Source organism: Bacillus sp. mrc49 (assembly GCF_002803435.1).
Genome location: NZ_PHNG01000548.1, coordinates 1 through 951, shown reverse-complemented (window position 1 = coordinate 951; position 951 = coordinate 1). Strand labels below are relative to the sequence as shown.

Annotated in this window: 2 protein-coding genes; both read left to right on the top strand. The window is 46.0% G+C overall.

Features of this window, described 5'->3' with window-relative positions; all coding sequences use genetic code 11:
- The coding region (locus tag CVN76_RS05565; RefSeq protein WP_442857551.1) for a ParA family protein at window positions 1–107 on the top strand (107 nt) is incomplete at its 5' end.
- Window positions 100–951 (top strand): ParB/RepB/Spo0J family partition protein (locus CVN76_RS05560; protein WP_100530565.1); only part of this gene is annotated, 852 nt, incomplete at its 3' end. The genes CVN76_RS05565 and CVN76_RS05560, both read left to right, overlap by 8 nt.

Below are 951 nucleotides of genomic sequence, written 5' to 3'. Positions count from 1 at the left end.
TGAGCGAGGCACCGAGCCATGGAGAACCAATCATCATTTATGATCCGAAATCACGTGGAGCGGAGGTCTATTTAGAATTGGCAAAGGAAGTGGTATCAAATGGCTAAAGGGCTTGGCAAAGGACTTAACGCACTTTTCAATAATGGTGAAATAAGTAAAGATGAAATCGTGCGCGAAATCAAATTAATGGAACTAAGGCCAAATCCTTATCAGCCCCGAAAGAACTTCCGGCTTGAAGCGATAGAAGAACTGAAGCAATCGATCGAGGAGCATGGAATCCTGCAGCCGATTATTGCCCGGAAAAGTATTAAGGGATATGAAATCGTGGCTGGGGAGAGACGCTATCGTGCCGCCAAGGAAGCTGGTTTGAAGACAGTTCCTGTCGTTGTCCGGGAGTTGAATGAACAGCAGATGATGGAACTGGCCATTTTGGAAAACCTGCAACGGGAAGATTTAAACCCGATCGAGGAAGCGGCGGCCTATCAAACGCTGCTGGAAAAACTGGAATTCACCCAGGAGCAGCTGGCCAACCGGCTGGGGAAAAGCCGGCCCCATATTGCCAACCATGTGCGATTGCTATCGCTGCCTGAAGGGATAAGGAGCCATATCTCAGCGGGCAAACTGTCGATGGGACATGGCCGGGCATTACTGGGCATCAAGAACAAGGAAATGCTTAAGCCTGTAGTGGATAAAATCCTCAAAGAAGGAATGAATGTAAGACAGCTGGAGCAATACATACATCAATTGAACGATCGCGTTTCACGTGAAACGAAACCAAATAAACAAGAGAAAAAAGATATTTTCATAAAACAGCGCGAGACAAGCCTTCGCGAAAGGCTGGGAACCAGTGTAACGATAAAGCAGAGCAAGAAAAAAGGGAAAATAGAAATCGAATTTTTTTCAAAAGAAGATCTAGAGCGGATTCTGGACTTGATCGATCAAGAGAACCTT